This window comes from Treponema endosymbiont of Eucomonympha sp. (assembly GCF_001028545.1).
This window is the reverse complement of sequence record NZ_BBPW01000188.1, coordinates 1-1,180: the sequence shown is the minus strand read 5'-3', so window position 1 is coordinate 1,180 and position 1,180 is coordinate 1. Positions and strand designations below refer to the sequence as shown.

Here is a 1,180-nt window from a genome sequence, read left to right as displayed (position 1 = left end):
GACCGTCGAGGAAATCACCACCGGCACCTACCGCAAGACGACGCTCGTCGCCAACGTGGCGGTCGGCGTGGGCTTCGGCATGGCTGCCGGATTCGCCTGCATCCTCTATAAAATCCCGCTCTCGTGGATGCTCGCCATACCCTATGCGGTCGCGCTGCTCCTGACGATATTTTCGTCGGAGGAATTCGCCGCGATAGCGTGGGATTCGGCGGGCGTTACGACTGGACCGGTTACGGTGCCGCTCGTTATCGCGGCAGGGCTGGGAATCGGCAAGGAAGCGGGCGTGGCAGACGCCTTCGGGGTGGTGGCGACGGCGAGCGTCTTCCCTATTCTCGCCGTGCTGGTGTCGGGCATTCTGACCCAAATCCGCGCGAAAGGCACCGTCAGGCGCGGAAAAGGAGCGGCATAATGCGCGAAACGACGGAATACTCACGGATAAGCTGCCTCATCGACACGAACGTTGTGCCGTTCGTGAACGAAGCGCTGGAAGATTTAGGCATACCCGAAGTGTTCGTGCAGCGGAGCAAGCAGGTGGGACTGCTCGATCGCTCCGCGTGGTTCGGCTTGCGCCCGCCGACAAGAACCGAAGAAGCCCGCGCCAGCGTGTACCGCTTCTATGTCCCTCCCCATTTCGAGGAAGGCGTTATGCGCCGCATTGCCGAAGCCGCCGACCTGTTCCTGCCGGGGCACGGCTCGGTCTTTGCGGAAACGGCGCAACTGTCCCGCAGCGCGCCGCTTGAATTCGACGAGGAACGGCTTGAACACCGATGCGGCGTGCCAGAAAAATCAGCCGTCCAGGAGAATTACGCCATGCTCTCCTGCGTCGTACAGCGGGGTATGGCGGCGGCGCTTGCGGAAACGGTGCTGGATATGGGCTTGTGTGTGCCGTCCGTTTCGTTCGGGCGCGGGCTGGGGCTGCGGGACCGGCTGGGACTGCTGCGGGTTACGATTCCGGTGGAAAAAGAAGTCGTGTATTTCCTGGTGCCCCGCACCGACGTGGAACTGCTGGAGGGAATCATCGTGCGCAAAGGTCGGCTCGACCTGCCGGGGCAGGGCTTCATCTTCCGCCGGTATGTTCGCGCCCTGACGGTGAACGTCAGGGGCAGGAGAGGCAAACGGCGGCAGAACGCGGCGACTATGGACCAAGTGGTCGCCGCTATGGACGCGGTGCAGGGGTCGA

2 protein-coding genes are annotated in these 1,180 nt (G+C 63.1%); both read left to right on the top strand.

Annotation, left to right across the window (positions count from 1 at the left end):
* The coding region (locus AWU74_RS05820) for a DUF1538 family protein (protein WP_162504906.1) at window positions 1–409 on the top strand (409 nt) is incomplete at its 5' end.
* On the top strand, window positions 409–1,180 hold a 772-nt coding region (locus AWU74_RS05815), incomplete at its 3' end, for a hypothetical protein (protein ID WP_062328513.1). The genes AWU74_RS05820 and AWU74_RS05815, both read left to right, overlap by 1 nt.